The sequence below is a fragment of the Cryobacterium sp. RTC2.1 genome (assembly GCF_035018685.1).
GTDB classification, from domain to species: Bacteria; Actinomycetota; Actinomycetes; order Actinomycetales; family Microbacteriaceae; genus Cryobacterium; species Cryobacterium glucosi.
Map to the genome: position 1 here is coordinate 1 of NZ_JASJXJ010000053.1, position 22,152 is coordinate 22,152.

21 protein-coding genes and 1 pseudogene are annotated in these 22,152 nt (G+C 69.7%); 12 read left to right on the forward strand and 10 right to left on the reverse strand.

The window, feature by feature from the left end:
• Window positions 1-51 precede the first annotated feature (51 nt).
• The 3 genes from efeB to efeU all read right to left on the reverse strand — a co-directional run bounded on the left by efeB (window position 52) and on the right by efeU (window position 3,683).
• Window positions 52-1,470: an iron uptake transporter deferrochelatase/peroxidase subunit gene (efeB, locus tag QN357_RS08785; protein WP_322136184.1), complete on the reverse strand. Its 1,419-nt coding sequence runs from the start codon at window positions 1,468-1,470 to the stop codon at window positions 52-54.
• Complete coding sequence (gene efeO, locus QN357_RS08790; protein WP_322136183.1) at window positions 1,470-2,663, reverse strand: iron uptake system protein EfeO; 1,194 nt, start codon at window positions 2,661-2,663, stop codon at window positions 1,470-1,472. The genes efeB and efeO overlap by 1 nt, the downstream gene beginning before the upstream one ends.
• 165 nt (window positions 2,664-2,828) lie before the next feature.
• Entirely contained in the window at window positions 2,829-3,683 is an 855-nt protein-coding gene (efeU, locus tag QN357_RS08795) for an iron uptake transporter permease EfeU (RefSeq protein WP_323504779.1), read from the reverse strand.
• 103 nt (window positions 3,684-3,786) lie between these two features.
• Between efeU and QN357_RS08800 the strand changes: the two genes are divergently transcribed.
• The 4 genes from QN357_RS08800 to QN357_RS08815 all read left to right on the forward strand — a co-directional run bounded on the left by QN357_RS08800 (window position 3,787) and on the right by QN357_RS08815 (window position 7,982).
• Entirely contained in the window at window positions 3,787-4,926 is a 1,140-nt protein-coding gene (locus QN357_RS08800; RefSeq protein WP_322136182.1) for a hypothetical protein, read from the forward strand.
• 97 nt (window positions 4,927-5,023) lie between these two features.
• Complete coding sequence (gene fdxA, locus QN357_RS08805) at window positions 5,024-5,341, forward strand: ferredoxin (protein ID WP_104099174.1); 318 nt, start codon at window positions 5,024-5,026, stop codon at window positions 5,339-5,341.
• 6 nt (window positions 5,342-5,347) lie between these two features.
• Window positions 5,348-6,454, forward strand: a complete 1,107-nt coding sequence (gene dapC, locus QN357_RS08810) for a succinyldiaminopimelate transaminase (protein WP_255454132.1) — start codon at window positions 5,348-5,350, stop codon at window positions 6,452-6,454.
• A gap of 217 nt (window positions 6,455-6,671) precedes the next feature.
• Entirely contained in the window at window positions 6,672-7,982 is a 1,311-nt protein-coding gene (locus tag QN357_RS08815; protein ID WP_198413359.1) for a citrate synthase, read from the forward strand.
• A 72-nt stretch (window positions 7,983-8,054) separates the two neighbouring features.
• Here the strand turns inward: QN357_RS08815 and dapD are convergent, their stop codons facing one another.
• Entirely contained in the window at window positions 8,055-9,035 is a 981-nt protein-coding gene (gene dapD / locus QN357_RS08820; RefSeq protein WP_323504780.1) for a 2,3,4,5-tetrahydropyridine-2,6-dicarboxylate N-succinyltransferase, read from the reverse strand.
• Window positions 9,036-9,109: 74 nt separating this feature from the next.
• On the opposite strand from dapD, the gene dapE reads away from it, so the two are divergent.
• The 3 genes from dapE (at window position 9,110) to QN357_RS08835 (ending at window position 11,816) form a co-directional block, all read left to right on the forward strand.
• Complete coding sequence (dapE, locus tag QN357_RS08825; protein ID WP_322141113.1) at window positions 9,110-10,237, forward strand: succinyl-diaminopimelate desuccinylase; 1,128 nt, start codon at window positions 9,110-9,112, stop codon at window positions 10,235-10,237.
• A 107-nt stretch (window positions 10,238-10,344) separates the two neighbouring features.
• On the forward strand, window positions 10,345-11,535 hold the full coding sequence (locus QN357_RS08830; protein ID WP_134449539.1) for a hypothetical protein: 1,191 nt from the start codon (window positions 10,345-10,347) through the stop codon (window positions 11,533-11,535).
• Window positions 11,536-11,639: 104 nt separating this feature from the next.
• Window positions 11,640-11,816, forward strand: coding sequence for a DUF3117 domain-containing protein (locus tag QN357_RS08835; protein ID WP_134449540.1), 177 nt, complete (start codon window positions 11,640-11,642; stop codon window positions 11,814-11,816).
• A gap of 93 nt (window positions 11,817-11,909) precedes the next feature.
• Here the strand turns inward: QN357_RS08835 and QN357_RS08840 are convergent, their stop codons facing one another.
• The gene (locus QN357_RS08840; RefSeq protein ID WP_134449541.1) at window positions 11,910-12,542 is read right to left on the reverse strand and encodes an O-methyltransferase; all 633 of its coding nucleotides are present in this window, start codon (window positions 12,540-12,542) and stop codon (window positions 11,910-11,912) included.
• 85 nt (window positions 12,543-12,627) lie between these two features.
• Between QN357_RS08840 and QN357_RS08845 the strand changes: the two genes are divergently transcribed.
• Complete coding sequence (locus QN357_RS08845; RefSeq protein ID WP_134449542.1) at window positions 12,628-13,017, forward strand: Sec-independent protein translocase TatB; 390 nt, start codon at window positions 12,628-12,630, stop codon at window positions 13,015-13,017.
• Between the two features lie 24 nt (window positions 13,018-13,041).
• Here QN357_RS08845 and QN357_RS08850 read toward each other — a convergent pair whose 3' ends face one another.
• Entirely contained in the window at window positions 13,042-13,941 is a 900-nt protein-coding gene (locus QN357_RS08850; protein ID WP_322140715.1) for a helix-turn-helix domain-containing protein, read from the reverse strand.
• Window positions 13,942-14,063: 122 nt separating this feature from the next.
• Here QN357_RS08850 and ppk2 point away from each other — a divergent pair, with 122 nt between their 5' ends.
• From ppk2 to QN357_RS08865, 3 genes are all read left to right on the forward strand, one after another.
• The gene (gene ppk2 / locus QN357_RS08855; RefSeq protein ID WP_174774610.1) at window positions 14,064-14,897 is read left to right on the forward strand and encodes a polyphosphate kinase 2; all 834 of its coding nucleotides are present in this window, start codon (window positions 14,064-14,066) and stop codon (window positions 14,895-14,897) included.
• Between the two features lie 118 nt (window positions 14,898-15,015).
• The gene (locus tag QN357_RS08860; protein ID WP_241975346.1) at window positions 15,016-15,291 is read left to right on the forward strand and encodes an ATP-dependent DNA ligase; all 276 of its coding nucleotides are present in this window, start codon (window positions 15,016-15,018) and stop codon (window positions 15,289-15,291) included.
• Between the two features lie 90 nt (window positions 15,292-15,381).
• Window positions 15,382-16,374 carry a bacteriorhodopsin gene (locus QN357_RS08865; protein ID WP_322140716.1) on the forward strand — a complete coding sequence of 331 codons (993 nt, stop codon included), beginning with the start codon at window positions 15,382-15,384 and terminating at the stop codon, window positions 16,372-16,374.
• A 100-nt stretch (window positions 16,375-16,474) separates the two neighbouring features.
• Here the strand turns inward: QN357_RS08865 and QN357_RS08870 are convergent, their stop codons facing one another.
• The 3 genes and pseudogenes from QN357_RS08870 to QN357_RS08880 all read right to left on the reverse strand — a co-directional run bounded on the left by QN357_RS08870 (window position 16,475) and on the right by QN357_RS08880 (window position 19,752).
• Window positions 16,475-17,674, reverse strand: coding sequence for a P-loop NTPase (locus QN357_RS08870; protein ID WP_134449546.1), 1,200 nt, complete (start codon window positions 17,672-17,674; stop codon window positions 16,475-16,477).
• A 235-nt stretch (window positions 17,675-17,909) separates the two neighbouring features.
• Window positions 17,910-18,434 (reverse strand): annotated as a pseudogene (locus tag QN357_RS08875) (DUF1003 domain-containing protein); the annotation flags it as partial.
• Complete coding sequence (locus tag QN357_RS08880; RefSeq protein WP_323504781.1) at window positions 18,421-19,752, reverse strand: magnesium transporter MgtE N-terminal domain-containing protein; 1,332 nt, start codon at window positions 19,750-19,752, stop codon at window positions 18,421-18,423. The pseudogene QN357_RS08875 and the gene QN357_RS08880, both read right to left, overlap by 14 nt.
• 54 nt (window positions 19,753-19,806) lie before the next feature.
• Here QN357_RS08880 and QN357_RS08885 point away from each other — a divergent pair, with 54 nt between their 5' ends.
• On the forward strand, window positions 19,807-20,454 hold the full coding sequence (locus tag QN357_RS08885; RefSeq protein WP_134449549.1) for a general stress protein: 648 nt from the start codon (window positions 19,807-19,809) through the stop codon (window positions 20,452-20,454).
• A gap of 101 nt (window positions 20,455-20,555) precedes the next feature.
• On the opposite strand, the gene QN357_RS08890 is transcribed toward QN357_RS08885, so the two are convergent.
• The gene (locus tag QN357_RS08890; protein ID WP_174774611.1) at window positions 20,556-22,103 is read right to left on the reverse strand and encodes an aminopeptidase P family protein; all 1,548 of its coding nucleotides are present in this window, start codon (window positions 22,101-22,103) and stop codon (window positions 20,556-20,558) included.
• Between the last annotated feature and the right edge of the window lie 49 nt (window positions 22,104-22,152).

Here is a 22,152-nt window from a genome sequence, read left to right on the forward strand (position 1 = left end):
GCCACAAGTGCGCTCTCGCGGAAAGGGCGGGCGGATGCGCCGCGGCGGCGGTCAGGCGAAGAGGGCGGCGCCGAGGTAGCTGCCGCGGGCGGCGCCGGGCGGGACGGCGAAAAGGGCTGAACCGACGTGCCGGACGTACTCGTTCATGGCGTCGTGCCGCGCGAGGGCGAGCTGCACGGTCGTGAACTGCGAGGGGCGGCGCTGGTAGCTGATGAAGAACAGCCCGGCCTCGAGCCGGCCGAGGTCGTCGTTGCCGTCCACGAAGTTGTAACCGCGCCGCAGCATCTGCACCCCCTTGTTCTGGGCGGGGTGGGCTAGGCGCACGTGTGAGGCCGGGTCGATCAGCGGGGCGCCGTCCTTGCCGGTGCCGGCGAAGTCGGGCTCGGTGAATTCGGTGCCGCCGGAGAGCGGGGCGCCTTCGCCCTTGGTGCGGCCGAACACGGTTTCCTGTTCGCGCAGTGCGGTGCGGTCCCAGGTCTCGATCGTCATCCGGATCCGCCGGGCGACGAGGTAGGAGCCCCCGGTGAGCCACGCGGGGCCGTCGCCCGAGCCGACCCAGACCTGGTCGTCGACGACGGCCGGCTGTTCGGCCTTGATGTTGGCGGTGCCGTCCTTGAACCCGAAGAGGTTGCGCGGGGTGGCCTGGCTCGTGCTCGTCGACGAGGTGCGACCGAAGCCGAGCTGCGACCAGCGGATCGCCGCGCGACCGAAGGCGATCCTGGACAGGTTGCGGATCGCGTGCACCGCGACCTGCGGGTCGTCGGCGCAGGCCTGGACGCAGAGGTCGCCGCCGCTGCGCGTGGCATCGAGCTGGTCTCCTGGAAAGTGCGGCAGGTCGACGAGGGCGTCCGGGCGAGCGGATGCGAGGCCGAACCTGTCCTCGCCTGCGCTCGTCGCAAAGAGCGTCGGGCCGAAGCCGACCGTGATCGTCAGGCCGGCCGGAGGCAGCCCGAACGCCTCGCCGGTGTCCTCTGGCGGGGCATCGTACGGCCCGTCGACGGCCCCGTACCGGCCGATGTCGTGACCGGCGGTCAGGGCGGCGGCCGCGGTCGTCCAGTCCTGCAGCAGGGAGACCAGGTCGGCGCGGCTGGCTCCTGGGGTCAGATCGAACGCCGCGAAGTGCAGCCGGTCCTGGGCGGGCGTCACGATGCCGGCCTGGTGATCCTGGTAGAACGGGTAGACGGTGCTTCCCGCTGCCGGGGCGCCCGCTGCTGCGAGGGCCTGAACCCCGCGGTCAGCGGCGATACCGATGCCGAGGCCCGCGACGCCTGCCCCGGCGAGGCCGAGGAGGCCGCGCCGGGAGATGCCGCGCGGGGCTTTCGCTGGCGCCCCGACGGCGGGCGCCGTCCCCGACGCGCTCGCGCCGGCATCCGCCTGGTCGTCCCCTTCCTCCCGCGAGAGCGGAGTTTCGGCCCCTTCGGCGCGCGGGAAGGGGCCATTTTTCCGCTCTCGCGAATCGCCGCCCTTCATCACAGGACGAGAGCCGCGGTGAGCTGGCCGAGGGGTTCGGCGAGGGCGTTGACCTGGTCGGCGAGGCCCTTGACGGTGCCGGTGGACAGGTCGGTGTACAGGACGAAGCCGTCGCCGACTCGCTGGGCGTCGAGGAGGCTCTGCAGGGCGGTGAAGCGGGTGTCGAGGGTTGCAGCGAGGGCGGCATCCTTCTGCACGAGGACGTCCCGCACCCCGGCGTAGAGCACCCGGGCGCCGTCGACGTTGGCCTGGAAGTCCCAGAGGTCGGTGTGTGACCAGACCTCCTCCTCGCCGGTGACCTTGCCGCTCGCGACCTCGTCGAGGAGACCGATCGCGCCGTTGGTCTGCTGGGAAAGAGTGAACGTGAGCGGCTGCACCTTCTCGTTCAGGGTCGCCGTGTCCGTGACGAGCAGTCCGGCAAGGCGAGCGCGCTCGGCGGCCGGGTATGCGGCGAAGCCAGCTTCGGCCTCGGTCGGCCAGAGGTCCTTCTCGATGGCGTGCCAGCCGGTCCAGTCCTGGCCCTCTTCGAGGTCGGCCTCGCGGAGGTCGAGCTTCGGATCCAGGTCGCCGAAGGATTCCGCGACGGTCTCGACCCGCTCCCAGTGCGCGCGGGTGGCCGCGTAGAGTCCGCGGGCGGTGTCGTCGTCGCCGGCGGTGTATGCGGCGGCGAACGCGGCGGTCCCGGTGACGAGCTGGCCGATCTGGTCTTTCACGTAGGACGCATAGTTGGCGTTCGCGGTGTCGATGCGCGCGCTGAGTTCGGCGTCGCCGGGGGCGTTCGTCGCGGCATCCGCAGCGCTCGCCGGAGTCACGGTGAACGGGGCCTGGCCGATGCCCGCACCGGTCATGCCGGGCTTGCACGCCGTGAAGTAGCTGCCGGCGCTCAGGTCGACGACGAGGGTACGGCTGAGGCCGGGGCCGATGTTCTCCGCCTCACCCACGATGCGGAGCTGGTCGTCGCCGAGGAGGTAGAACTCGGTGACCTGGTCTCCGGAGTTCGAGACGGTGAAGGTGACGTTGCCGGCCGGGGCCTCCGCTCCGGACACGGTGCACGCCGTCGCGCTGCTGTCGACGGTCAGGGCGGCGTGCGCGGCGCCGGGCGCCGAGGCGTTCGGGACGCAGCCGGTGAGGGCGAGCAGGGAGACGAGGCCGAGGGTGACGCTCCCGGCGAGGGGGAGGATTCGGGGCTGCATGGAGTCCTTAGGGGTGGTGGGGCGGGAACATGGTCCGCGGCGCGGATGCCGGGCGCGCCCGGTGTGCGACGGGCGAGCGAGGGAGCCCGAACCGATTCGAACCGAGCCGATTCGAACCGAGCCGATTCGAACCGAGCCGACGGGAGTTTTCGGGTTGCGGAGCGATCAGGCGCTTGCCAGCACGGTGTCGGGCAGATCCTCCGTCGAGGTGGTTCGGGTGCGGCCGCGGTGGACTGCGCGGGCGAAGAAGGTGAGCGTGGTTCCGACGTAGGCGACACAGACCAGGAGTTCGAGCCAGGTCGTCGCGGGGGAGAAGTTGAGCGTTCCCTTGAGCAGGGTGCCGTACCAGCTGTCCGGCGGGATGGCGGCGCTCACGTCGAAGGCGATGCTGTGCAGGCCCGGCAGGACGCCGGCCTCCTGTAGGTCGTGCACGCCGTAGGAGAGCACGCCGGCCGCGACGACGATGAGGATGCCGCCGGTCCAGGTGAAGAATTTCGTGAGGTTGATCCGCAGCATCCCCGAGTAGATCAGCCAGCCGAGGCCGGCAGCCGTGACGATGCCGAGGAAGGCGCCGAGGAGCGGCAGGGTGGTCTCCCCGGTCGCCTGCACGGCGGCCCAGAGGAACAGCGCCGTTTCGATGCCCTCCCGGCCGACGGCGATGAAGGCGACGACGAGCCCGATGCCGGAGCCGAGCAGGGACTTGTCGATGCTGCCGCGGAGGTGGCTCGAGAGGGTGCGCGCGGTGCGGAGCATCCAGAACACCATCCAGGTCACGAGCCCGGTCGCGGCGATCGAGAGCAGTCCGCCGATCGTCTCCTGGGCCGCGAACGAGAGGCCGTATGTGCCGTAGGTGAGCAGGGCGCCGATGGCGAGCGCGAGGAGCACGGCGAGTCCGACGCCCGCCCAGATTCGCGGCAGAACGTCCTTCCGCCCGATCTTGACGACATAGGCGACGAGGATCGTCACGATGAGTGCGGCTTCGAGGCCCTCACGGAGGCCGATCAGATAGTTTGCGAGCACGGTTTCCTGGTCTTCGGGAGCGGTTGAGTTTGGTAAGGCTATCCTTACTCGAGCGACTCTACCGGCGGTCGGCCGCGAATGTCCAGTTATTATTCTGAGGTGGGTGTCCGCCAATCCGACCCTGGGGAGCTCATCGATGGTCATGTCCGGCAGTGCAGAACGCATCGTCTTCGTGCACGACCGTCCCGGCGACGAGGCCTGGTTCACCGGCGGGACCATCGCCCGCCTGCGCGGCGATGACGCAGGGGTCGTCGTGCTCTTCGGCGCCCGGGCGCCGGGTGACACCGGTGACAGCACCTCGGGGGCGAGCTCCGATGTGCGTGCGGCACTCTCCGCACTCGGCGTCAGCGACTGGCGTGTCCTGCCCCCTTCGACAGACCCCGCCGCGGCCGTGCGCGCCGTGCTCGACGAGGTCCGGGCGACGGCGATCGTGATCGGCGCCCGCAGCGAGCTGCTCCAGGCTGCTGCAGTGGATGCCGCGCACGCCTCCCGGGTGCCGGTCTTCGTGAGTCGCGGGGTCACCGAGGCCATCGGGCAGCGGATCGTCGCGATCGACGTCAGCGACCACATCGAGCAGAAGCTCGCCGCCCTCTCCGCATACCCGGACCGCTGGACCGTTGACGGACGCGTCGTGACGGCCGTCCGTCCCGGGGACCCCGCCGGGTCGGTCACGGGAACCGAAACCTACCTGAGGGCCACACCGCCGCCGGCCGCGCCCGCAGGCCGGGCCGCGGCATCCGCCGTTCAGGCACCACAGCCCGGAGCGGACCCGGAGGGCGCGGCGAAGCAGCCGTCCCCGGCGGACCCGGCGGACCCGACAGACCCGGCGGACCCGGCGCCGCCCCGCGCCTTCGCGACCGGAGCGCTGCGCGCCGTCGCGAGCCTCTTCGCTCTCGCCGCCGGCGTGGTCTTCGGGGTGCTCGGCACGGTGGCGCACCAGGCCACCCTCGTGCTCGGCCCCGTGACCCTGCCCGTCGGCCTCGTTCTCGCGACACTGGCGGCGAGCGCCCTCCTCGTCGGCCTCCGGCTCGTGCTCGACGACCGGGTGGTCGTGCTCGCGTGCACGATCGGCCTCGTCGGATCGATCTTCCTGTTGTCGCTCAAGAGCACGGGCGGTTCCGTGCTCGTGCCCGCCGGACTGGCCGGCACGCTGTGGACGGTGCTGCCGACCCTCGTCGCCTCGCTCGTGCTGGCCTGGCCGCGGCTCCCGCAGCGAAGGGGCCGGTCGGGCCAGGGCGCCTGAGCCAGGGTGCCTGAGCCAGGGCGCCTGAGCCACGACGCCTGACCCGGGGCGCTTGACCTAGACTGGACGTTCAGCTCGTGAAGGGAGCTCCCCGCTCGTGACCTATGTCATTGCCCTGCCGTGTGTCGACGTGAAAGACCGCGCCTGCGTGGACGAATGCCCGGTCGACTGCATTTACGAGGGCGACCGTTCCCTCTACATCCACCCGGACGAATGCGTCGACTGCGGCGCCTGCGAACCGGTCTGCCCCGTTGAGGCCATCTACTACGAGGACGACGTCCCCGAGCAGTGGGCCGAGTACTACAAGGCCAACGTCGAATTCTTCGATGACATCGGGTCTCCCGGCGGCGCCGCGAAGGTCGGCGTGATCCACAAGGACCACCCGATCATCGCCGTCCTGCCCCCGCAGGTCTGACCGGTCGTGCTCAAGCCGCTCCCTGACTACCCGTGGGACCAGATGGCGCCGTTCGCGGCCCAGGCCCGCGCGCACGCCGACGGCATCGTCGACCTGTCGATCGGCTCGCCCGTCGATCCGACCCCGGACGTCGTGCGCACCGCCCTCGCCGCGGCAACGGATGCCCACGCGTACCCGCAGACCGTCGGCACGCCTGAGCTGCAGGCCGCGATCGTCGACTGGTATGCGCGTCGTCGCGGGGTCGCCGGGCTGACGCCGGCCAACGTGCTCCCCACGATCGGTTCCAAGGAACTCGTCGCCCTCCTGCCCTTCATGCTCGGCCTCGGCGAGGGCGACACCGTCGTCCACCCGCTCGCGGCATACCCCACCTATGCCATCGGCGCCGCGATGGCCGGATGCGACGCGTTCGCCTCCGACGACCCGGCCGCGTGGCCGGCAACGACGAAGCTCATCTGGCTGAACAGCCCGGGAAACCCCGATGGCCGCGTGCTGTCGGTGTCCGAGTTGCGTGCCGCCGTCGCGCGCGCACGGGACCTCGGGGCCGTCATCGTGTCCGATGAGTGTTACGCCGAGCTCGGCTGGGCGGGACCCTGGGCGTCCGAGCCGATTCCCAGCATCCTCGACCCGCGCGTGATCGGCACCGACCGGCGCAACGTGCTCGCGATCTACTCCCTCAGCAAGCAGTCCAACATGGCCGGCTACCGCGGCGCCTTCGCGGCCGGCTGCGCCGACGTGCTCGCCCGCGTGCTCACCGTGCGGAAGCACGCCGGCCTGATGCTCCCGCAGCCGCTCCAGGCCGCGATGGTGGCCGCCCTCGGCGACGACTCCCACGTTGCGGCCCAGCGTGAACGGTACCGGGGCAGGCGAGCCGTGCTGCTGCCGGCGATCGAGGCCGCCGGGTACCGGATCGACAGGAGCGAGGCCGGCCTCTACCTGTGGGCGACGAAGGGGGTCGACTGCTGGCAGTCGATCGCCGAACTCGCCGGCCTCGGCATCCTCGCCGGACCGGGATCCTTCTACGGGGACGGGTACCCGCAGCACGTTCGATTCTCGCTCACGGCGACGGATGAGCGCATCCACGCAGCCGCCGCTCGGCTCCGGTCGCTAGAGTAGCAACTGCCCACGGTGTACCCGGAGCGGGTAACATCGACATTCTTGTGGCACTCCTCCGGTGAAACTGCCGAAATTTTGGCGGATGCAACAGTAGGTGGTGGGGCCGATTAGGCTGTATTCGCTTGGACGTCTCTAGCCACACCGGTGTGCCATGGCGGCCACCCCCAGTCCGTAAGGCAGTGATTCAGTGACACTCAGTGATATTCAGGGAGGCGCCGTGAGCGACGTCGTACAGCGAACACCGTCCATCGACCCCTTGGGGGCGACGCTCGCCTTCCCAGGGGGCATCGCCGAGTTCCCGATCGCCCACGGGACCGAGGGCCCCTCCGGCATCGATATCTCGACACTGACCCGGCAGACCGGGCTCGTCACCCTGGACTCCGGCTTCGTGAACACCGCGGCGACCCGTTCGGCGATCACGTACATCGACGGCGGCAAGGGCATCCTGCGCTACCGCGGCTACCCGATCGAACAGATCGCCCAGAACTCCAACTTCCTTGAGACCGCGTGGCTGCTCATCTACGGCGAACTGCCGAGCGCAGGCGAGCTCGAGGCCTTCGACAAGCGCATCCGCAAGCACACCCTGCTGCACGAGGACATGCGCCGCTTCTTCGACGTGCTGCCGTTCAACGCGCACCCGATGTCCGTGCTCGCCTCCGGCGTCTCCGCGATGGCCGCGTACTACCAGGACTCGCTCGACCCGAACGACCCGGACCAGGTCGAAATCGCCACGATCCACCTGCTCGCCAAGCTTCCGGTCATGGCGGCGTACGCCCACAAGAAGAGCGTCGGGCAGGCCTTCCTCTACCCGGACAACTCCCTCGGCTACGTCGACAACTTCCTCAAGCTCATCTTCGGGACCCTCGCGGAGCCGTACGAAGTCGATCCCGTGGTGAGCAAGGCGCTCGAACGCCTGCTGATGCTGCACGAAGACCACGAGCAGAACGCCTCGACGTCGACCGTGCGCCTCGTCGGCTCCACCGAGGCCAACCTCTTCGCCTCTGTGTCCGCCGGCATCAGCGCTCTCTCCGGTCCGCTGCACGGCGGCGCGAACGAGGCCGTGCTCAAGATGCTCGGCGAGATCAGGGCCTCCGGCGAGAGCGTGGAGAAGTTCGTCGAACGGGTCAAGAACAAGGAGCAGGGCGTGCGCCTGATGGGCTTCGGCCACCGGGTGTACAAGAACTACGACCCGCGCGCGACCCTCGTCAAGGAGAGCGCCGACGAGGTGCTCGCCGCCCTCGGCGTCAAGGACGACCTCCTCGACATCGCCAAGGAGCTCGAGCACATCGCCCTCAACGACGACTACTTCCGCGAGCGCAAGCTCTACCCCAACGTCGACTTCTACACCGGCGTCATCTACAAGGCGATGGGCTTCCCGACGAGCATGTTCACGGTCCTCTTCGCCGTGGGCCGCCTTCCCGGCTGGGTCGCGCACTGGCGCGAGATGAACGCGGACCCGACGACGAAGATCGGCCGCCCACAGCAGTTGTACACGGGCTCCCCGGCCAGGGACTTCCCCCGCCGCTAGCTGCACACCCGCAGAACGACGGATGCCCGGCACGCGATCGCGTGCCGGGCATCCGCTTTCGTCGGACCAGGGTCAGGCGTGCAACTGCTCGTTCAGGACGATGCCGTTCCCGCTGCGGGCGAGAACCTCGACGGCGCCCGACATCGAGTTGCGTCGGAAGAGCAGATTCGGCAACCCGGACAGCTCGACGGCCTTCATCGTCTGTATGCGGCCGTCCGCGGTGCGCGGCTGGTCGGGCAGGGACACCTTCGTGCCTGCCGTGACGTAGAGGCCGGCCTCGACGACGGAATCGTTCCCGATCGAGATGCCGATGCCGGAGTTCGCGCCGAGCAGGGCGCGTTCGCCGATGCGCACGCGCTCGGTGCCGCCGCCGGACAGGGTGCCCATGATCGAGGCGCCGCCGCCGATGTCAGCGCCGTTGCCGACGACGACCCCCTGCGAAATGCGCCCCTCGACCATGGAGACGCCGAGGGTGCCCGCGTTGAAGTTCACGAAGCCCTCGTGCATGACCGTGGTGCCGGGGGAGAGGTAGGCGCCGAGGCGGACCCGCGAGGCGTCCGCGATCCGCACCCGGTCGGGGGTGACGTAGTTCAGCAGCGGCGGGAACTTGTCAACGCCGCTGGCCTGGATGCCCGCGCGCTGCAAGGCCGGGCGCAGCCGGTCGAAGTCGGCGGGAAGCATCGGGCCGGCGTTCGTCCACACCACGACGGGCAGGTGGCCGAAGATGCCCTCGAGGTTGATGCTGTTGGGCCTGACGAGCAGGTGCGAGAGCAGGTGCAGCCGCAGGTAGGCATCCGCAGTGCCGGCCGGCGGCGCGGTGAGGTCGATCTCGATCGTCACGGTCTCGAGGCGCACGGCACGCCGCGGGTCCGCCCCGGCGAGTTCGGTGACCGAGGCGGGCACGATCCACCGGTCGCGGCCGGCGGGCAGCGAGCCGAGCAGGGGAGCGGGGAACCAGGTGTCGAGGACCGTGCCGTCCTCGGCGACGGTGGCCAGGCCGTAGCCCCAGGCGGTGGTGGGGACGGCGGACTGCGGGGACTCTGTCTCGGTCATTCCTCTAGATTAGTAGGGTGCCTTCGACCCCCCAGCCCGTGTCCGTGCCCGTATCCCCGCCGGTGAACCCGTACGTGAACCCTGCACCGGATGCAGCGGGCACCCGCCGCGCCCGCCAGCTCGACCTCGCCGCGTCCTCCGTTTCGATCACACAGGCGATCTGCGACATCGAGTCCGTCTCGGGTGATGAGACCCCCCTCGCGGACGCCGTCGAGCAGGCGCTCACCGGACTCGCGCACCTCGAGGTCATCCGCGACGGTGACACGGTCGTCGCCCGCACCCGCCTCGGCCGCGACCGGCGGGTCATCATCGCCGGCCACCTCGACACCGTCCCGGTCAACGACAACCTGCCGACCCGGTTCGAGACCGTCGACGGCGTCGAGCACCTCTGGGGCCGCGGCACGGTGGACATGAAGGCCGGCGTCGCCGTTCAGCTGAAGCTCGCCGCCGAGCTCACAGACCCCGGCCTGGACGTGACCTGGATGTGGTACGACCACGAGGAGGTCTCCGACGAGCTCAACGGCCTCGGCCGGCTCGCCCGGAACCGCCCCGACCTCTTCGAGGGCGACTTCGCCATCCTCGGCGAACCCAGCAACGGCCAGGTCGAGGGCGGCTGCAACGGCAACCTGCGGTTCGAGGTGCGCACCCACGGGCTGCGCGCGCACTCCGCCCGCAGCTGGGTGGGCGAGAACGCCATCCACAAGGCCGCCCCGATCCTCGCCGTCCTCGCCGGCTACGAGCCTCGCGCCGTCGAGGTCGAGGGCCTCGTCTACCGGGAGGGCCTGAACGCCGTCGGGATCAGCGGCGGCATCGCCGGCAACGTCATCCCCGACGAGTGCATGGTGCACATCAACTACCGCTTCGCCCCGAGCCGCAGCTCCGCGGAGGCCCTTGAGCACGTGCGCGAACTGTTCGCCGGGTACGAGATCACCGTCGTCGACCGCGCGGAGGGCGCGCGCCCGGGACTCGACGCCCCGCTCGCGCAGGAATTCCTCGCCTTCGTCGGAGCCGAAGCCCGGCCCAAGTACGGCTGGACGGACGTCGCCCGGTTCTCCGCTCTCGGCATCCCTGCCGTCAACTACGGGCCCGGCGACCCGCTCAAGGCCCACGCCGACGACGAGCGCGTCGCCGTGCACCAGATCACGGACTGCGAGGTCGCCCTCCGGTCCTGGCTGACCGCCGCCCCGGGCCGGAAGCTCTAGCCGTGGCCGCGGAGGCCCCGCCTCGTCCTCCGAGGGGGAGACCGCCGCGCTCGCTGCGCGGGACGTCGCCAACGCCGCGGGTCCCGCCGTCCCAGGCGGCGCAGCGGATGCTGCCGGCCCGCTGGCGGGCCCGCGCCCGGCTGGCCCCGTGGTGGGCCGGTGTCGCCGGCATCTGGGTGCTGTCCCGCGTTGTGACGACCACCCTCGTCCTGATCCTGGCGCGCGTCCAGGGCGCGAACCCGTGGACCGGCGCCAGCCCGGGGTACTTCGACTTCGCCAACATCTGGGACGCCCGCTGGTACAACATCGTCGCCGTGTCCGGCTACCCGGCGGTGCTGCCCGTCACGAGCACCGGCCACATCGGCGAGAACGCGTGGGCGTTCCTGCCCGGCTACCCCGCCGTCGTGCGCGTCCTGATGTTCCTCACCGGGGCGCCGTGGGCGCCGGCCGCCGTGGTCGTCTCGCTCGCCTTCAGCCTCGGGGCCACCCTGGTCTTCTACCGGCTGATGCTGCGCGTCCAGGGCCGCGGCACCGCACTGTTCGCCGTCGTGCTGTTCTGCGTCGCGCCCCTGACCCCGATCCTGCAGTTCGGCTACGCCGAGGCGATGTACCTCTTCTTCCTCACCCTCGCCCTCCTGCTGCTCCTCGAACGGCGCTACGTGCTGCTGTTCCCCGTGGTCGCGGTGATGGCGTTCACCCGGCCGAGCGGCCTCGCCTTCGCCCTCGCACTCGGGTTCCACATCGTGCATCGCTGGCTGACCCGTCGCAGCGACCCGTTCCCAGCGGCAGAACGCCTCACCGCTGCATCCGTCACCGTCTTCAGCGCCCTCAGCGGCTTCGCCTGGCCGCTCATCGCCTGGATCGCGACCGGCTCGGCGACCGCATACACCGACACCGAGCTCGCCTGGCGGTCCTCGTACATCGGTTACCAGGAACTCGTGCCCTTCACAGCCTGGTTCCAGGGCGGGATCTGGTGGCTCGGCACACCGCTCGGCATCGTCGTGGTGCTCGCGCTCGTCGTCGGCTTCGCCGTCCTGCTGTTCACTCCCGCGGTCCGCCGGCTCGGCGTGGACCTGAGATTCTGGCTCGCCGCATACGGGCTCTACCTCTTCGCGGTCTTCTTCCCGCAATCGAGCACCTTCCGGCTGCTGATGCCGATGTTCCCGGTGCTCGGCGCGATCGCGCAGCCGAAACGGCTCTGGTACCGGATCGGGATCGTGGTGCTGTGCGTCCTCGGCCAGTGGGGGTGGCTGCTGATCTGCTGGGGCGTCGACGGTAAGGACTGGACGCCGCCCTAACCGTGCGCGACCGCCTTCGTTACCCGCCCGGACCTCGTGAATTTTCGTCTCGGGCCGCGATGGTCGATAATAGAAGTTCAGACGAATGAGTGGAAGGGGAGTTCATGGCGGCCATGAAGCCACGGACCGGAGACGGGCCAATGGAGGCTGTAAAGGAGGGGCGCCTGATCATTGTGCGTGTTCCGCTCGAGGGCGGAGGACGACTCGTCGTCTCTGTGAACGACGCGGAAGCCAAGGAGCTTCACGATGCACTCGCCGGCGTAGTACGCCCGGTTGCCTAGCGTCGGAGATCACGTCTCCACCTCGTAACCGAGGAGAATTACGGATCGGCCGTGCAGCCCTGCTGCGCGGCCGATCTTTTTCGTGCCGGTGCGCTACGCGCGGAGCTTGGTGATCTGCAGCAGGCCGTCGCCGACGGGCGACAGGGCGCTGATCACGGCGGTCGAGCCGCTGATCTCGCTCAGCAGGGTGCGGAAGCCGGTGGCGACCTCGTCGCGCTGCGCCGGGTTCGCGACGCGGCCGCGCCAGAGGGCGTGGGCCACGAGCACGGTTCCGCCCGGCCGGGCCAGCCGCAGCCCGTGCTCGACGTATTCGATGACCGACTGCGGGTCGGCGTCGATGAAGACGATGTCGTACGAGTTCTCATTCATCCGGGGGAGGACATCCGCTGCCTTGCCCGTGATCAGCCGTACCCGGTTCGCCGGGATCTTCGCCTCCGTGAACAGGGCGCGGGCGTGCTGCTGGTGGTCGACCTCGGTGTCGATCGAGGTGAGGGTAGCCCCTGGCGCCCCGGTCAGGAGCCAGATGCCGGAGACGCCGGCCCCCGTGCCGACCTCGAGGATGCTGCGTGCTCCGGTCGCTGCGGCGATCACGGCCGACTGGGCACCGACCGCCGGGGAGATCGCGTCGATGCCGAGCTCGAGCGACTGCTGGCGCGCCCGGATGACGGCCTCGCTCTCAACGACAGAGTCGTCGGAAAACTTCCAGTTCAAATCTTTGTCAGACACGGTGCAACTCCAGTTTTGTATGGGTCCAGCTTAAGGGGGCTCCCCGCCGGTCGGAGGAGGCCCCGCCGCGCGTTATCCTCAACCTATGCTTGGTTTGACGTTCGAGAAGCTCCTCCTGGTCGGGATCGTCGCCGTCTTCCTGCTCGGACCCGAGAAGCTTCCCCACTACGCGGCCCAGCTCGCCCGGCTCGTCCGGCAGCTCCGGGACCTGGCCAACGGCGCCAAGGAACGCATGCGCGACGAGATGGGCCCCGAATTCGACGACGTCGACTGGAAGAAGCTCGACCCGCGCCAGTACGACCCGCGCCGGATCATCCGTGAGGCCCTCATCGAGGATGAACCGGTCAAGGAGCAGTCCGCCGTCGTGTCCCGGGTGTCGCCGAACCCGAACGGCGCATACCTGTCCAGGAAGCGGGCGAAGGAGAACGCCCTCGCGCCGGCGGAACCCGCTCCGTTCGACTCGGAGGCCACGTAGCAGCACCCGACAACGGCCGTCCGCTCAGGCACGGGCCTGCACGGGCCGTTCGGCGCCGAGCTGCGCCGCGAGAGCGTTCGCCGATGCGCGCAACCGCAGCGTGAGCGCGCCGAGTTCGGCTGTCCCCCACTCCCCGATCACGGCGACACCGAGGGCGGCGATCACGCCGGGCGCCCGCACCGGGACCGCGAGGCACGCGTTGCCGTGGGCCGCTCCCTGGTGCGTGCCGCGGGCATCCGCCGGGCGGGGGAGCGTGACCGTGCCATAGAGGTGCGTTGCCGTGTGTGTGCCGGCGGCCGTGCCCGCGTTCGTCACGCTCGCCGGGCCTGCCAGGTGCGCAGCGTTCGAACCGTTTGCGGCGTATGCGACATGGGCAGCGTGCGCGGCGGGGATGCCACGGGCGTCTGGCGCCCCCGGCGCGGCGTGGGCCCCCGGCGGACGGCCGTGCGCGGCGAGGAAGTCGGCGCGCTGCTCGCGGCTGAGCTGGGAGAGGATCTGGCGGCCGAGTGCGGAGGCGTACGGGCTGGCGCTGAGCCCTGTCCACGGCTCGGATCTCGGGGTGCCCGCGGCGTCGACGATGTCGATGAGGCCCACCCTCCCGTCGCTGAAGCGCGCGAGGTACGCCGTCGCGCCGTTCTCCCCGGCAACCTGGCGGAGGGTGTGGCGCACCCGGGCGAGAAAGACGCCGGCGTCTGCGTCGCGGAGGCTCGGGAACCGGAGCCCGAGGACGAGGCCGTCGGGCTCCGTGCCGAGATAGCCCTCGTGCACGAGGGTCCTGGTCAGGTTGTACGCCGTGCCGAGGCTGAGCCCCGAGGCCTGGGCGACCGCCTTGACGGGCATCGGCCGGGGGGCGCCCGAGACGATGTCAACGATCCTCAGGGCGCGCTGGACCGAGGAAATGAGGGTGCGGTGTTCCAGCGCCATCCCGCTCCTAACCTGTCGCCCGCGACTGTTCGGAACAGGATAGACAGACTCGCCCGCGCCGGATAGAGCCATCCGGGTCGTTCTGGCTCCTAGGCTGTCATCACGCGAACGAAAGGTCGGGGATGGCGAAGAAGAAACCCACACCAGGCAGGATCCGCAAGGCCGAATACAACGCCGAGCTGCGCAGGCTGCAGACGGAGCTCGTCGCCATGCAGGAGTGGGTGCGCGAGTCGGGCGCCCGCATCGTCGTGATCTTCGAGGGCCGCGATGCTGCGGGCAAGGGCTCGGCCATCAAGCGGGTCACGGAGTACCTGAATCCGCGGATCGCCCGGATCGTCGCGCTGCCGGTGCCGACAGACCGTGAGCGTGGCCAGTGGTATTTCCAGCGGTACATCGAGCACCTGCCGTCGACGGGGGAGATGGTGCTGATGGACCGCTCCTGGTACAACCGGGCCGGCGTCGAACGCGTGATGGGGTACTGCACCCCCGACGAGTACCGCCGGTTCCTGCACCAGGCGCCCCTCTTCGAGCGGATGCTGGTCGAGGACGGGATCCTCCTCGTCAAGTATTGGTTCTCCGTATCCGACCACGAGCAGGAGGCCCGGTTCCGCTCGAGGCTCAAGGACCCGATGCGTCGCTGGAAGCTCTCGGAGACCGACCTGCTCTCGATCACGAAGTGGGTGGACTACTCCAAGGCCAAGGATGAGATGTTCGTGCACACCGACATCGCCGAGGCGCCCTGGTGGGTCGTCGAGAGCGAGGACAAGCTCGCGGCCAGGCTCAACATGATCAACCATCTGCTCTCGATCGTGCCGTACGAGCACCGTGAACCGCCGCGGGTCTCGATTCCGCATCGGCCGCAGGGCGCCGACTACGAGCGTCCGCCGCGCGAACTCAACCGCACCGTCCCCGACCATGCGGCTACGCTCGGTGGAGCCGGTGACGCGTCCGGATAGCAGCTGCTAGGCGGCGGGGGATTCGTCCGTTAGAGTAAGCCATCCGGAGGGGGAGCTCATGGGTACGTTGTTGTACGGCAGTCCAGGAATTGTGGTCAGTTTTGAGGATCGTGCCCTGATGCACCTGCAGATCGTCATTACGACGAAACTGCGGCGCAGGGAGGGCTTCATTTTTTCGTGGACGGAGTCGGCCGATGACGAGACCGAGAGCGGGCGCAGCGCCATCTGGCTCGATGCCAGCAGCACACTCTATTACCGCTATTCGGTCAGCCGGGTGCCGAACATCAACCGGGACTGGATCGAGCGGCTGATGGTGTCGGCGAACAGCGCGGGCGGCCTGTTCTTCTCCGTGGAACCGCCGCCGGTCGTCCCTGTCCTGAAATCACGATCCTGACACTCGTTCCACGACCGTTCGCTCCTGGCTCTCCTGCTCGTTCCTGACGCACTCACGTTTCGAAGACACCGTCGCTGATGAAGGGTATCCGTGTTAGTCCGATCCCTGGCCGCCCCGTGGGAGGCCGGACTCTCCCCGGCCCAGTACCAGCTCATCTGCTATTTCGTGGGGATGGGCGCCCTGTGCTTCTTCGTGGGTTTCCTGCGGGCCTGGGTGACCCGGGGGGAGGTCGGCGCCCGGTACCGGACCGCCGTTGTCGCGCGGCTCGGCATCATGAGCGCCATGTTCCTGTCCTACCTCGTCCTCCTGTCCGGTCTTCTCTTCGGGTATACCCGTGAAGGCGCGGAGTTCGTGCCCAACGGGCTTGCGCTCCTCACCTTCGGCGTGCGCTACGTCGAGTGGTCGGTTGCGGTTCCCCTCGTCGTCATCGAGCTCCTCGCCGTGTGCGTCGTCCTCGGCGGCGTGGCCCGGCGCATCCGCCTGATCGCGATGGCCGGCGGTTTCTTCATGGTGTTCCTGGCGTACCTGGGCGCGATCGTCGCCTCGGGGGGCACGGATGCCGCCGCGCTCGTCGGGTGGGGGATCGCCGCCGGAGTGTTCTGGCTGGCGACGACGGCCCTGCTCGCGAGCGTGGTGCGGCGCTCCCTGCCCGTGCTCACGGTGGATTCGGCCGCACTGCTGCGCTCCGCGACCATACTGCTGCTGTCCTCGTGGGCGGTGTACCCGATCGTGTACGCGATGCCGCTCGTCGGCTCCGGTGGGACGCTCATCGTGGTCATGCAGATCATGCTCACCGTCGCCGACATCGTCGCGAAGATCTGGTTCGGCGGCGTGCTCCACCGCGTGGCCAAGCTCCGGACCGCGGAGGACGTCCGTGCGGGCCGTGACGTTCACCCGGAGGCGATCTGGATCTCCTCGGTCAAGCAGTCTGACGCCGGCAAGCCGCGGGAGGTGTACCTCGCGGCCGGTGCGGCCGTGCACGTGCGGCGTCCGCAGCCGCCGACGAGTACGGCCGCGCCGACCTCGCAGCCCGAACTGTTCGCGGACCCGCAGCCCGAGCTGTTCGCCGACCTCGAGCCCTAGCGTCGTCCCGACCCTGAGGTGTCGCACATCGACGTTCGCGGGCCGTGTGAACGTCGATATGCGACACCTCACGCCCGGGCGCGCGGCGCGGTGACCGGCGTTATTTGAGGGAGACGCCGAGGCTGCGGCCGGAGAGGCCGCGGGCGCGGGAGAACAGCCGCTCGGCGACCGCGTCGATCGCGAGGGCCGCCGGGTCGAGCGGGTCGCTCAGCACGACCGGGCGACCGTCGTCGCCGCCGGTGCGGAGCGGAACGCTGAGAGGGACGCTCGCCAGGAGCGGCACCGGCGTGTCCTGGCCGGCCGAGAGTCGCCGCGCGACCTCGGCTCCGCCTCCGGCGCCGAAGAGCTCGAGCAGGCTGCCGTCGGGCTGGAGGGCGCCGGACATGTTCTCGATCACGCCGAAGATGGTCTGCCCGGTCTGGCGGGCGACGACGCCGCTGCGTTCGGCGATGTCCGCCGCGGCGGGCTGCGGGGTCGTCACGACGATGACCTCGGCCTGGGGCAGCAGCTGACCGATCGAGATCGCCACGTCGCCGGTCCCTGGCGGGAGGTCGAGCAGGAGCACGTCGAGGTCGCCGAAGTAGACCTCGGTGAGGAACTGGGTGATCGTCCGGTGCAGCATCGGCCCGCGCCAGGCGACCGCGACGCCGCCGTCCTCCACGAACATGCCGATCGAGATGACCTTCACGTCGTAATTGATCGGCGGCAGGATCATGTCGCCGACCCTGGTCGGTTTGACCGCTGTCCCCTTGGCGCCGTCGACGCCGGGCGTGACGAGGCCGAGCAGTCCGGGAATGGAGAAACCGTAGACATCCGCGTCGACGACGCCGACCTTGAGGCCGCGGCCGGAGAGCGCGACGGCGAGGTTCGCCGTGATCGTCGACTTGCCGACGCCGCCCTTGCCGCTCGTCACGAGGTAGACCCGGGTGAGGGAACCCGCACCGAACTGCGTCGTGCGCGCGGCCGCGCCGCCGCGGAGTTTCTCGGTCATCGTGCGGCGCTGCTCACGGGTCATCACGCCGACCGACACGGTCACGTGTCCTGGACCGGCGACGGACTCTGCCGTCTCGAGCACGTCCCGTTCGATCTGGCGTGCGGCGGGGCATCCGGCGATCGTGAGCAGCAGGTCGACGGTGGTGTGCCCGTTCCCGGTGTGCACCCCGGCGACCATGCCGAGCTCGGTGATCGGCTTGCGGATCTCCGGGTCGATCACCCGGGAGAGCGCAGCGCCGACCCTGGCGTCGATCCCGGCGGGGTCGGCGGTTGCCGTACCCGGTGCCAGGGGCGAGTCAGCGGCCAATCGGGGGTCGCTCCTCGATGGTCCTGGCGGATGCCGGGGGTGAGGCGGGCGTTGCCGGTGCGGCTGATGGTGCGGGTACGGCTGACGCAGCTGGTGCGGTTGTGGGTTCGACGCCCCGTGCCGTCGCCTGCGCCGTGGCGGTTGCCCTGTCCTGGCCTGCCTCGCGGTCGTGGTCGTGGTCGTGGTCGATTTCCCGCTCGCGGTCGCCCTTGCGGGAGCGTTTGCGGCTGCGCTTCTCCTCGTCCTCACGCTGTTCGAGGTTCTCGAGCAGGGCGCGGAGTTCGCTGCGGAGGAAGTCGCGGGAGGCGAGGTCCTTCATGCCGAGGCGGAGGGCGACGACCTCGCGGGCGAGGTACTCGGTGTCGGCGAGGTTGCGTTCGGCGCGCTGCCGGTCCTGTTCGAACTGGACCCTGTCGCGGTCGTCCTGACGGTTCTGCGCGAGCAGGATCATCGGGGCGGCATAGGAGGCCTGCATCGAGAGCACGAGGGTGAGTGCGATGAAGCCGAGCGCGACGGAGTCGAAGCGCCATGCGACGGGGGCGAGGGTGTTCCAGCCCATCCAGAAGAGAACGAAAAGCGTGAGCCCGAGCAGGAACCACGGGGTGCCCATGCCGCGGGCGATGGCCTCTGTCAGCCGGCCGAAACGGTCGCTCGACGGCCGGTCGCGGTTGCGATTGCGGTTCCTGGTTCGCGACAGGGGAGCGACGCGCAGGCCCTTGGGCGAGTCGAGGCGTTGATCCGAGCGATCACTTCGGGCCATTGCCGGTCCTCCGTCCGTGTGGCAGCGGGATACTTCCCGTCTTCAGCTCGCTGCGGGCGGCTGCCCGGCGGCGTACATCGTCATTGCCGTCGTGACTTCGCCAGTCGTCTGGCAACAGGTAGTCGAGGACATCGTCAATTGTCACCACCCCGACGAGTCGGTGGTTGTCGTCGACAACGGGAACGGAGACGAGGTCGTAGCTCGCGAGGATCCGGGTGACCTCCGCGGCCGAGGTGTCTGCGGTGACGGGGTCGAGACCCTGGTCGAGCAGCGTGCCGAGGCGCTCGTGCGGCGGGTAGCGCAGCATCCGCTGGAAATGCACCATGCCGAGGAAACGGCCGGTCGGCGGCTCGTACGGCGGGAGGGTGACGCAGATCGCAGCTCCGAGCGCTGGCGCGAGGTCGTGGCGGCGGATCAGGGCGAGGCCCTCTGCGACGGTCGCGTCGGCGGAGACGATGATGGGCTCCGTCGTCATCAGGCCACCGGCCGTGTCCGGCGCGTAGGTGAGCAGGAAGCGCACGTCGTCGGCTTCCTCCGGCTCCATCAGGTCGAGCAGCTGCTCGCCGTGTTCCTCAGGCAGCTGGGCGATGAGGTCGGCTGCGTCGTCCGGTTGCATGTGGTCGAGCACGTCGGCGGCGCGGGCGTCGCCGAGCCGGGTGAGGATGGCGACCTGTTCGGTCTCCGGCATCTCCTCGAGGACGTCGGCGAGGCGGCCGTCGGGAAGCTCGCTCGCGACCTCGTGCATGCGCTCGGGCGGAAGGTCGAGCATCGTGTTGGCGAGGTCGGCGGGCTTGAGGTCGGAATAGGTCGCGATGAGCTGCTCGGCGGACTGGGCCTGGCCGACGGTGGTCTTCTCGCGGACGTCGCTCCAGGTGGCGAACGTCGTCGCGCCCTTCGCGAAGAGGGACACGCTCGCCTTGGGACGGCGGACGAAGAGCTGGGCGATCTCCCAGGCTCCCTGCTTGGTCTCCTCGATCGACACGTCCTCGACGGTCGCCTCGCCGGAGCCGTCGTTGAAGATGACCTCGCGGCCCAGGAGCTCGGCAATGACGCGGACCTCGCCGCCGCGCTGTTCGAAGCGGCGCACGTTGATCAGGCCGGTCGTGATGATCTGGCCGGAGCCGATGCTCGTTACCCGGCTCATCGACACGAAGACGCGGCGCTTGCCCGGGATTTCCACAATGAGTCCGACCGCGAGGGGCGGATCGTCTTTTCGGTAGACCACGAGCACGTCACGGACCTTGCCGACGCGGTCGCCCGCGGGGTCGAAGACGGAACACCCGGCCAATCGGGCGACGAAGACTCTGGTGGCAGACACGTTACAAATGTAGGCCACCTGCGGCCCTTCGGCGTGCTGTGGAAGAATGGCGGCATGAGCAATCAGAACCCTTTTGGCAATCGCGGTCCGGCCCTGTTCCCCGTTTTACCCAAGGGCGAGGTGCTCGCGACCTATGAGACGTATGCCGAGGCGCAGGCCGCAGTCGACACCCTGGCGAAGGCTGATTTCCCGGTCAAGCAGCTCTCAATCGTCGGCAACGACCTCAAGACCGTCGAGCGAGTCACCGGGAAACTGACCTGGGGACGCGTCGCCCTCGCCGGTGCGGCCTCCGGCGCCTGGCTCGGAATCTTCTTCGGCCTGTTGTTCTTCATCTTCTCGCCGACCGGGGCTGGACTGCCCTTCGTCCTCGCTGCGGTGCTGATGGGCGCCGGATTCGGGATGCTGTTCGGTGTTGTGAGCTACGCGCTCAACCGCAGGCGCCGTGACTTCACCTCGACGATGCAGGTGATGGCGAGCAACTACCAGATCATCGTCGAGGCCGCGCTCGTGAACAAGGCGCGCAACCTCCTGCACGGCACAGTGGAACCCGTCGCGGTCAGGTCCGTCGATCCGGAGCCTGCCCAGCCGGAGCCCACGGCCCCGGCGGCCCGTCCGGACCAGCCTGCCCCGCCGTACGGCCAGTTCGCCCCTCCGGCGGTCACGCCCGCCCCGGAAGCCTCGCCCACCGCATCCACCGACTAGCCGCAGCTCCACAGCCCACGCAGGCTCGCGAAGGCGGGTGAATCGTCGGTTTGACCTCGTGAGAACGACGATTCACCCGCTTTCGCGGCGGGTGAGGCGGGTCAGGCGGTGAGAGAGGCGATCCAGGCCTCGACGTCGTCGGCGGTGCGGGGGATGCCGACGGACAGGTTTTCGGCGCCCGTCGCCGTGATCAGCACGTCGTCCTCGATGCGGACACCGATGCCGCGGAACTCGAACGGCACGGTGAGGTCGTCCGGCTGGAAGTACAGGCCCGGTTCGATCGTGAAGATCATCCCGGCCTCGATCACGCCGTCCAGGTACATGTCGCGCCTGGCCTGGGCGCAGTCGTGCACGTCGATGCCGAGGTGATGGCTCGTGCCGTGCACCATGTACCGGCGGTGCTGCCCGTTCTCCGGCTTGAGCGCCTCCTCGGCGGTGACAGGGAGCATGCCCCACTCCGCGGTCCGGCGGGCGATGACCGCCATGGCTGCGGCGTGCACCTCACGGAAGATCGCGCCGGGCCTGGCCACGGCGAACGCGGCATCCGCTGCCTCGCGCACGGCCTCATACACGCGACGCTGCACGGGGGAGAAGGTGCCGTCGACGGGGAGGGTGCGGGTGACGTCAGCGGTGTAATAGCTGTCGACCTCGATACCCGCATCGAGCAGGATCAGGTCGCCCGGGTTGAGCGGGCCGTCGTTGCGAGTCCAGTGCAGGATGCACGCGTGCGGGCCGGAGGCCGCGATCGTGTCGTACCCGACCGCGTTCCCGTCGGAGCGGGCGCGGGTGTTGAAGACGCCCTCGACGAGGCGTTCGCCGCGTTCGTGGGCGCTCGACCGGGGCAGGTCGCGAATGACGTCCTCGAAGCCCCGCCCGGTGGCCGCGATCGCGAGGCGCATCTGGGCGATCTCGTAGGAGTCCTTCACGAGGCGCAGCTCGGACAGGTCGCGGGCGAAACGGTCGTCCGTTTCGTGCTCGCCGTTGACCTCGAGGCTGAACGGAGTGTTCGTGGCGTTGTCGCCGAGCACCTTGTCCGCGGCGAAGCGGAGGCGGCCCTCGTCGACGGCCACGGTGAACGCCGGGTCTGCCTCGCGGATGACGAGCGTCTCGGAGTCGACGACCGTGAGCACAGAGTCGAGGTCGGCGATCCCGCGCACGGTGATGGCGAGGTCGCTCGCCACCTGGGCGATGGAGGGGCGCGGGCCGATCCAGAACTCGCCGATGTCCGCGTTGGCGTAGAACTCGTCGGAGTCGCGTCCGGCGCGCTCACGGAAGTACAGCGTCGCGTCGTGCCCGGTCGTCGTCGGCTCGAGCACGAGCACGGCTCCGGGCTCGGCGTCGCTGCCCCAGCCGGTGAGGTGCGAGAAGGCGGAGTGGGCGCGGAAGGCGTAGTCGGTGTCGTTCGAGCGCTGCTTGAGGCGGCCGGCCGGAACGATGAGGCGCTGCCCCGGGTACATCGCGGACACGCGAGCACGCCGTGCCGCTGCGAACGGCGCCTGCTCGCGGGCCGGCGGAAGCGTGTCGACGCGCTCGGCCCAGCCGCTGGAGATGTAGGACTTGAAGCCGTCCGACCCCGGCGTCGTCGAACGGTTCTCGTTCGGGCGGGGCTTGGCGGTGACGGTGGGCACGGTTTCGGTGGAATTGGCCATGGCCCCATTGTCCCATTGCCCGCTGGATCTTCGGCGAGAGCCGCCGGGG

What these genes read in the sequence shown, in the direction of transcription:
- QN357_RS08860 (WP_241975346.1), top strand. Translation starts at nt 15,016, where the DNA reads ATGCACCTGCAGATCGTCATTACGACGAAACTGCGGCGCAGGGAGGGC.
- QN357_RS08885 (WP_134449549.1), top strand. Translation starts at nt 19,807, where the DNA reads ATGAGCAATCAGAACCCTTTTGGCAATCGCGGTCCGGCCCTGTTCCCC.
- QN357_RS08845 (WP_134449542.1), top strand. Translation starts at nt 12,628, where the DNA reads ATGCTTGGTTTGACGTTCGAGAAGCTCCTCCTGGTCGGGATCGTCGCC.
- QN357_RS08890 (WP_174774611.1), bottom strand. Translation starts at nt 22,103, where the DNA reads ATGGCCAATTCCACCGAAACCGTGCCCACCGTCACCGCCAAGCCCCGC.
- efeB (WP_322136184.1), bottom strand. Translation starts at nt 1,470, where the DNA reads ATGAAGGGCGGCGATTCGCGAGAGCGGAAAAATGGCCCCTTCCCGCGC.
- QN357_RS08835 (WP_134449540.1), top strand. Translation starts at nt 11,640, where the DNA reads ATGGCGGCCATGAAGCCACGGACCGGAGACGGGCCAATGGAGGCTGTA.
- efeO (WP_322136183.1), bottom strand. Translation starts at nt 2,663, where the DNA reads ATGCAGCCCCGAATCCTCCCCCTCGCCGGGAGCGTCACCCTCGGCCTC.
- dapD (WP_323504780.1), bottom strand. Translation starts at nt 9,035, where the DNA reads ATGACCGAGACAGAGTCCCCGCAGTCCGCCGTCCCCACCACCGCCTGG.
- ppk2 (WP_174774610.1), top strand. Translation starts at nt 14,064, where the DNA reads ATGGCGAAGAAGAAACCCACACCAGGCAGGATCCGCAAGGCCGAATAC.
- QN357_RS08850 (WP_322140715.1), bottom strand. Translation starts at nt 13,941, where the DNA reads ATGGCGCTGGAACACCGCACCCTCATTTCCTCGGTCCAGCGCGCCCTG.
- QN357_RS08830 (WP_134449539.1), top strand. Translation starts at nt 10,345, where the DNA reads ATGCTGCCGGCCCGCTGGCGGGCCCGCGCCCGGCTGGCCCCGTGGTGG.